Annotated in this window: 6 protein-coding genes; all 6 read right to left on the bottom strand. The window is 72.4% G+C overall.

Annotation, left to right across the window (positions count from 1 at the left end; all coding sequences use genetic code 11):
* Positions 1-99: 99 nt before the first annotated feature.
* Positions 100-1089, bottom strand: a complete 990-nt coding sequence (locus AB0F40_RS27020; protein WP_357475320.1) for an ABC transporter substrate-binding protein — start codon at positions 1087-1089, stop codon at positions 100-102.
* 92 nt (positions 1090-1181) lie between these two features.
* Complete coding sequence (locus AB0F40_RS27015) at positions 1182-2183, bottom strand: ABC transporter permease (protein ID WP_357475318.1); 1002 nt, start codon at positions 2181-2183, stop codon at positions 1182-1184.
* On the bottom strand, positions 2180-3778 hold the full coding sequence (locus tag AB0F40_RS27010; RefSeq protein ID WP_357475316.1) for a sugar ABC transporter ATP-binding protein: 1599 nt from the start codon (positions 3776-3778) through the stop codon (positions 2180-2182). The genes AB0F40_RS27015 and AB0F40_RS27010 overlap by 4 nt, the downstream gene beginning before the upstream one ends.
* Positions 3779-3842: 64 nt before the next feature.
* Complete coding sequence (locus AB0F40_RS27005; RefSeq protein ID WP_357475313.1) at positions 3843-4907, bottom strand: aldo/keto reductase; 1065 nt, start codon at positions 4905-4907, stop codon at positions 3843-3845.
* A 118-nt stretch (positions 4908-5025) separates the two neighbouring features.
* Positions 5026-5817: an SDR family oxidoreductase gene (locus tag AB0F40_RS27000; RefSeq protein ID WP_357475311.1), complete on the bottom strand. Its 792-nt coding sequence runs from the start codon at positions 5815-5817 to the stop codon at positions 5026-5028.
* Positions 5814-6935: an amidohydrolase family protein gene (locus tag AB0F40_RS26995; protein ID WP_357475309.1), complete on the bottom strand. Its 1122-nt coding sequence runs from the start codon at positions 6933-6935 to the stop codon at positions 5814-5816. The genes AB0F40_RS27000 and AB0F40_RS26995 overlap by 4 nt, the downstream gene beginning before the upstream one ends.
* Positions 6936-7114 lie beyond the last annotated feature (179 nt).

The following is a 7114-nucleotide window of genomic DNA, read 5'->3' as shown; positions in this document are numbered from 1 at the left end:
ACGATGGCCGCGATGCCGGTGCTCTCGCCGCTGGCGAAGGCGGCAGGTCTGGAGCGGCTGCGCGTAGCGACCTACCAGGCGGTGTCCGGTTCTGGCGCGCTACTCGTAGAGGACCGCGGCGATCTCCTCGTCGTCGATGTTCGTCTTGTCGTACCAGTAGAAGCCCGAGTCGATGACGGGCTCCAGCTCCTCGCCCTCGATGGCGGCCACCGCCGCCTTGACGGTCTCGTAGCCCATCTTGATCGGGTCCTGCGTGATCGCCCCTGCCATGAGCCCGTCGCGGATCGCGTCGGTCTGCGCCTTGCCCGAGTCGAAGCCGATCACCGTGAGCTCGCCCGCCTTGCCGGACTCCTGCACCGCCTTCACCACGCCGATGGCGGAGCCCTCGTTGGTGCCGTAGATCCCCTTGAGGTCGGGGTGGGCCTGCATGATCGCCTTCGCGGCGTCGGCGGACTTGAGGTGGTCGCCGCCGGCGAACTGGGTGTCGACGATCTCGATCTCGGGCGCGTTCTCCTCGATGTACTGGGTGAACCCCTCGACCCGCTGCTGGCCGGTCTGCGACGTCTGGTCGTGCCCGACGATCGCGATCTTCCCGGTGCCGACCAGCTCGGCCATGTGCTTGGCGGCCTCGGCCGACGCCGCGAGGTTGTCGGTCGACACAGTGGTCACCGGTACGTCCGACTCCACGCCGGAGTCGAAGGCGACGACGGGGATCCCGCGCGACTCGGCGTCGGCCATCATCGGGATGGACGCCTCGGAGTCGAGGGCGGCGTAGCCGAGCGCGTCCGGGTTCTTGTCCAGGGCCGTCTGCAGCATGGTGAGCTGCTTCTCGACCTCGGTCTCCGTCTCGGGCCCCTCGAACGTCACCTCGACGTCGAGCTCGGCCGCCGCGTCGTCGGCCCCCTGCTTGACCGCCTGCCAGAACTGGTGCTGGAAGCCCTTGGAGACCAGGGCGACGTAGGGCTTGTCGCCTGCCCCTGGTTCACCGCCGCCCGAGCCGCACGCGGCGAGCGCGAGCGCGACGACGACGGAGGTGGTGGTCGCCGCGACCGCGGTGAACCGTCTGCGCGTGGTGGAGTTGCCGTTCATGCCAGTCCAGCTCCTTCGGTGGTCGAGTCAGGTGCGGTCGAGTCAGGTGTGGTCGAGTCAGGTGTGGTCAGGTCGGGTGCGCTCGTGCGTGGTCAGGCTTCCTTCCCCCGCCGCAGGATGTCGGCGTAGACGGCGAGCACGATCACTATGCCGACGGCGACCTTCTGCCACTCCTGCGGGATCGACATGATCCGCAGGCCGTTGGTGAGCGTCGCCATGATCAGCGCACCGATCACGGTGCCGAGGATGGTCGCCTTGCCGCCCCGCAGCGAGGTACCGCCGATGACGACGGCGGCGATGGCCTCCAGCTCGTACCCGAGCCCGAGGCCCGGCTGCGCCGAGTTGAGGCGGGAGGCCATGACGACGCCGGCCAGCCCGGTGAACAGGCCCGCGACGACGTAGATGATCACCTTCCACCGCCGCACGTCGACGCCGGAGATCGCGGTCGCCTCCTCGTTGGAACCGATCGACAGCGCGTAGCGGCCCGTGAGCGTCTTGCTCAGCGTCAAGCCGGCGATCGCCGCGGCGGCGAAGAAGATCAGCACGGCGTTCGGCAGCCCGGGGATCAGCTCCCCGGCCGCGAGCTGGTCGAACCCGGCGACGTCGCTGAAGTAGATGGGCTTGGTCCCGGAGATCACGAGCGAGAGCCCCTGCGCGACCATCATCATCGCAAGCGTCGCGATGAACGGCGGCAGCCGCAGGTACGAGACGTTCAGTCCGTTCAGGAGCCCGATCAGGGCGCCGATGGCGAGGCCGCCCAGCACGCCGACGACGAGCGGCAGGCCCAGGTTCGCCAGGAACACGCCGGTCATCACGGAGCACAGGGTCATGCCCGTGCCGACCGACAGGTCGATGCCGCCCGTCGCGATGACGAACGTCGCGCCCAGCGCCATGATCCCGGTGACCGCGGTGGCCAGCAGGATGCCCTTCACGTTGGCCCAGTCCAGGAAGTACGGGCTGGCGATCGAGAAGAAGGCGAAGATGCCCACCAGCCCGGCGAAGGCCAGGATCTGCTGCAGCTGCTGCCGGTTGCCGAAGCGGGTGGCGGGCCGCTTCCCCGTCGGACCTGTGGTCGTCGTTGACGTCGTCGTCATTCTGCGTCTCCGGTCGTGACGAGCGAGCGGTCGGCACCGAACCGCGTCGCGAGCTCCATGATGTCGTGCTGGGTCGCGTCAGCGTTGGCGAGGGTCCCGGTGACCCTGCCCTCGCACATGACGACGATCCGGTCAGCCAGCCGCAGCACCTCGGGCAGCTCGGACGAGATCACGATGATGGACTTTCCCTGCGCGGCCAGGCTGGTGAGCAGGCCGTAGATCTCGTCCTTCGCGCCGACGTCGATCCCGCGGGTCGGCTCGTCCACGATCAGCACGTCGCAGTCGCGCACGAGCCACTTGGCGAGGACCACCTTCTGCTGGTTGCCGCCCGAGAGGTTCTTGGCCGTCTGGGTGACCGACGGCGTCCTGATCCCCAGCCGGTCCACCATCTCGGCCGCGACCCGGCGCCCGTCGGCGTCGCGGACGAAGCCGCCGCGGGTCATGCCGGGCAGCGACGACAGCATGATGTTGCGCACCACGTCCTGGTCCAGGAGCAGGCCGTAGCGCTTGCGGTCCTCGGAGAGGTAGCCGATGCCGTTGCGCACGGCGTCGGCGGGGTTGCGCACCGTGACGGGCCGGCCGTTGACCTCGACCACACCGGTCGAGCGGTCCGCCCCGATGATGGCCCGCGCGACCTCCGTGCGGCCGGCGCCCATGAGGCCGGCGAACCCGAGGATCTCGCCGCGGTGCAGCTCGAAGGAAACGTCCCGCAGGAGCTTTCTGGTGCTCAGCCCGCGGACCGAGAGGACCACCGCGCGCCCGGCCGGGTCCAGCCCGGCAGCGTCCAGCCCGGCAGCGTCCAGCCCGGCAGCGTCCAGCCCAGCAGGGTCGGACGACGCAGCGCCGGGCCGCGCGCCGGTCTCCAGCTGTCGGCCCACCATGGCCGCGATGACCTCCCGGGTGGCCGTCGACGCCGTCGGCAGCGTGTCCACGTAGCGGCCGTCCCGCAGCACCGTGATGCGGTCGGAGATCTCCTTGATCTCGTCCATGCGGTGCGAGACGTAGATGACGCCGGTGCGCGGGGAGACGAAGTCACGGACGATCCGGAACAGCGTGGCGACCTCGGTCTCCGTGAGCGCCGCCGTCGGCTCGTCCATGATCAGGACCCGCGCGTCGAACGAGAGCGCCTTGGCGATCTCGACCATCTGCTGGCCGGCCACGCTCAGGTGCGACACCGGCTGACGGGGGTCCAGCGGGATCCCGAGGCGCTCGAAGAGGGCAGCCGCCCGGCGCTCGAGCACGTCGTCCCGGATGAGACCGGCCCGCCGGGGCTCGCGGCCGATGAAGATGTTCTGCGCGACCGTGAGGTCGGGCATCAGGTGGAACTCCTGGTGGATCACGCTGATGCCGAGCTCGTTCGCCTGCCGGGGACCGCTGGGGCTCATCGGCGAGCCGTCGAGCTCCATGGTGCCCGCTTCGGGCCGGTAGATGCCCGAGAGCAGCTTCAGAAGGGTCGACTTGCCCGCCCCGTTCTCGCCGACGAGCGCCAGCACCTCGCCGTGGCGGAGGTCGAGATGGACGTCGTCGAGCGCGCGGACGCCGGGGAAGGACTTGCTGATCCCCGTGGCGCGCAACAGGGTTGGGCTGTCCGACACGCGATGCTCCCTTGCCTCGGTGTAGTCGCATTCATACCGCAGACATCCGATGCATCTCAAGATCTCAGGGCAAATCGTCACCGAACTGCTGGGTCTCGGGGTGCGCCGACGACGATAGATCAGATGACTTTGCTTCTCCCGGGGGTGCCGGCACCGCCGCCTCGGCTAGCAGGCCGGCGTCCGCCAGCGCCTGCCAGAGCCCGGCCGGTACCCGGGCCGCGGCGCGCTGCGCGGCCTGCCGCGCCTGGTCGGCAGTTCCGAGCCCGACGACGGTGCTCGCCACCGCCGGGTGCGTGCGCACGTAGGCGAGCGCGGCCTGCGGGAGCGTGACCCCGTGGTCGGCGCAGACGGCCGCGATCCGGCGGGCCCGGTCGAGCAGCCCCGCGGCGGCGGGCGCGTAGTCGTACGTCGCGTCCGACGGCGGGGCGTCGTACGCGAGGATGCCGGAGCTGTACGCGGCCGCTGCGACGACCGCAACGCCCCGCTCCACCGCGGCGGGCAGCAGGTCGGCCAGCGCGGGCTGCTCAAGGAGCGTGAACCGCCCGGCGCACATGACGACGTCGACGTCGGTCTCGCGCACGAACCGGGCCAGCATCGCCGACTGGTTCATCCCGGCGCCGACCGCCCCGATCACGCCCTGGTCCCGCAGCTCGAGCAGCGCGGGCAGCGCCTCGCGGACGGCCTGGTCCCAGTGGTCGTCGGGGTCGTGCAGGTACACGACGTCGAACCGGTCCAGGCCGGTGCGCTCCAGGCTCGTCCCGAGCGACCGCAGCACGCCGTCACGCGAGAAGTCCCAGACCCGGCGCGCGGTGGCCCGCACCTCGAACAGGTCCGGGTCGGCGTGCCGTGCCGTCTCGGGCGACGGCACGAGCAGGCGCCCGACCTTGGTCGACACCACCAGCTCGTCTCGCGGGCGGGTCCGCAGGAACGCGCCGAGCCGGCGTTCGGAGAGCCCGAGCCCGTAGTGCGGTGCGGTGTCGAAGTATCGGACCCCGGCGGCCCAGGCGGCCTCGAACGTCTCGTGCGCCTCGTCGTCGGTGGTCGCCCGGTACAGGTTCCCCGCCGGAGCGGCGCCGAGGCCGAGCGCGGTGAGCCGGACCCCGGTGGCACGCACCGCCGTCGTCTCCATCCTGTCCCCGCTCCCCCAGCCTGTTCCCGACCCGTTCGCGGCCCGGCCCGTTCCCCGCCCGGCTCTGTCCCCGCCCTGCCCTTTCCCGGCCCGGTCCCCGCCCGGTCCCCGCCCGGTCTCAGCCCTGCTCCGGCGCGCGGGCGCGCAGCGCGTGCGAACCACCGTCCACGGCGAGCATCGCGCCAGTGGTGGCGGCGGCGAGCGGGCTCGCCAGGTAGCAGACGGCGTGCGCCACCTCGTCGGCGCTGACAAGCCGGCCCGAGGGCTGCCGCGCCTCCAGGGCCGCGCGCTCGGCCGCGGGGTCGTCGGCGGCGTCGAGCAGCCGGGTCACCCACGGGGTGTCCGCGGTGCCCGGGTTGACGCAGTTGACCCGGATGCCCTCGCGCACGTGATCGGTCGCCATGGCCAGCGTGAGGGCCTGCACAGCCCCCTTGGACGCCGAGTACAGGGCCCGGTTCGGCAGGCCGGTCCATGCGGCGATCGAGCACGTGTTCACGACGGCGGCGTGCGGCGACTCGCGCAGGTACGGCAGCGCCGCGCGCGTCACGCGGACGATCCCGAGCACGTTGACGTCCAGGACCCGCAGCCACTCGGCGTCGTCGTTGTCGGCGACGGTGCCCTGCGCACCGATCCCCGCGTTGTTCGCGACGACGTCGATGCCGCCCATCGCGGCCGCGGCGGCCTCGACGGCGGCGCGCACCGCCGCGTCGTCGGTCACGTCGGCGACCTCGGCCCCCGCGCCAGCCGGGACGCCGTCGGCCACGCGGTCGACGGACGTCACCTGGGCGCCGCGCGCGAGCATCGCGCGCACGATCGCCGCACCGATCCCGGACGCGCCGCCCGTGACGACGGCGCGGACGCCCGCGAGCTCGGCCGCCGGTGCGGGCCCTGCTGTGGCCTGGGATGTCATACGTGACCCTCCTTGTGCTCCGTGGGCTTGCTATCCGTGGGCTTGCTCTCCGTGGGCTTGCTCTCCGTGAGGTCGTGCGCGGGCTCCAGGTGGTACACGCGCCGTGCGGTCCGTGCCCACACGGCGGCGGACTCGTCAGGGCTCAGCCCGCCGAGCAGGTCGCCGAGCGTGGTCATCCATCCGCCGTAGCCGCTAGCGAGCAGGCACACGGGCCAGTCGGAGCCGAACATGAGCCGCTCGGGCCCGAAGACCTCGAGCGCATGGTCGACGGCGGGCCGGAGGTCGCCCGTCCGCCAGTCGTCCCAGCGCGCCTCGGTGACCAGGCCGGACAGCTTGGCGGTCACGTTCGGCCGGGCGGCGAGCTCGGTCAGGCCCTGCTTCCAGGCGGCGAGGGCGGGCGCTGCGCCGGTGCGGGCGTCGAGGCGGGGCTTGCCCAGGTGGTCTAGCACGAAGGAGACCTCTGGCAGCGCCGCGGCGAGCCGCGCGCACGCCGGGAGCTGGTCGGCGCGCACCACGAGGTCGAACACGAGGGCCGACTCGCCCGGGGCGCCTGAGCCTGCTCCGGCCGCACCGCCTGAGCCCGCCGGGCCCGCCGGCCGCACCGAGCCCGCCGAGCCGGCCGCACCGGCCGAGCCGGCCGCGGCCGCCGGCCGCACCGAGCCCGCCGAGCACGCCGCCGCGATCCCGCGACGGACGTCGTCGCGGTCCAGGTAGGCAGGATCGGGCTCGGCCTGCACCTGCGTGCGGAGCCCGACCAGCGCGCTGCCGCCAGGCCCTTCGCGCAGCGCGGCGACGCGGTCGCCCACGTCGGGGTCCAAGAGGTCCGCCCAGCCGACGACGCCGCGGATCCGGGCCGCACGCCCGCCGTCGGACGCCGCGATCGCCAGAAGCTCGCGGCTCTGGGACCACAGGTTCGCCGACTGGACCACGACCGTCGCGGTCACCCCGTGCGCGGCAGCCGGCAGGTCGGCGGGCGTGAAGTCCGCATCGATGGCCGCCATGGTCACGGGGTCGATCCAGTCCTGGGGCGCACGCGAGCGCACCCACAGATGATGATGCGCGTCCACGACGTCGTGCGGCACCGTTGCTCGCTTTCCGGAGACTTCGGACGGAAACATCCGATGTATATCACGACGACCGCCGACGACGGCGGCCCCTGTCCCCGACCCCGCGCTCTCTCCCCCCGCCAAGTGCAGACTTCGTCGCGCCCGAGATCGCCGAGTGCAGAGTTGGTCGGGGGGGGGGGGGGCGGGGCCGCCCCCGACGCCTCGACCCTAGCGTCATGTCCACCGTCTTA

Source organism: Promicromonospora sp. NPDC023987 (assembly GCF_040639055.1).
Lineage (GTDB): Bacteria > Actinomycetota > Actinomycetes > Actinomycetales > Cellulomonadaceae > Promicromonospora.
Note: the sequence above shows the minus strand (reverse complement) of the source record. Positions and strands in the feature narration are given on the sequence as shown.

What these genes read in the sequence shown, in the direction of transcription:
- AB0F40_RS27020 (WP_357475320.1), bottom strand. Translation starts at nt 1,089, where the DNA reads ATGAACGGCAACTCCACCACGCGCAGACGGTTCACCGCGGTCGCGGCG.
- AB0F40_RS27015 (WP_357475318.1), bottom strand. Translation starts at nt 2,183, where the DNA reads ATGACGACGACGTCAACGACGACCACAGGTCCGACGGGGAAGCGGCCC.
- AB0F40_RS27005 (WP_357475313.1), bottom strand. Translation starts at nt 4,907, where the DNA reads ATGGAGACGACGGCGGTGCGTGCCACCGGGGTCCGGCTCACCGCGCTC.
- AB0F40_RS27000 (WP_357475311.1), bottom strand. Translation starts at nt 5,817, where the DNA reads ATGACATCCCAGGCCACAGCAGGGCCCGCACCGGCGGCCGAGCTCGCG.
- AB0F40_RS26995 (WP_357475309.1), bottom strand. Translation starts at nt 6,935, where the DNA reads ATGTTTCCGTCCGAAGTCTCCGGAAAGCGAGCAACGGTGCCGCACGAC.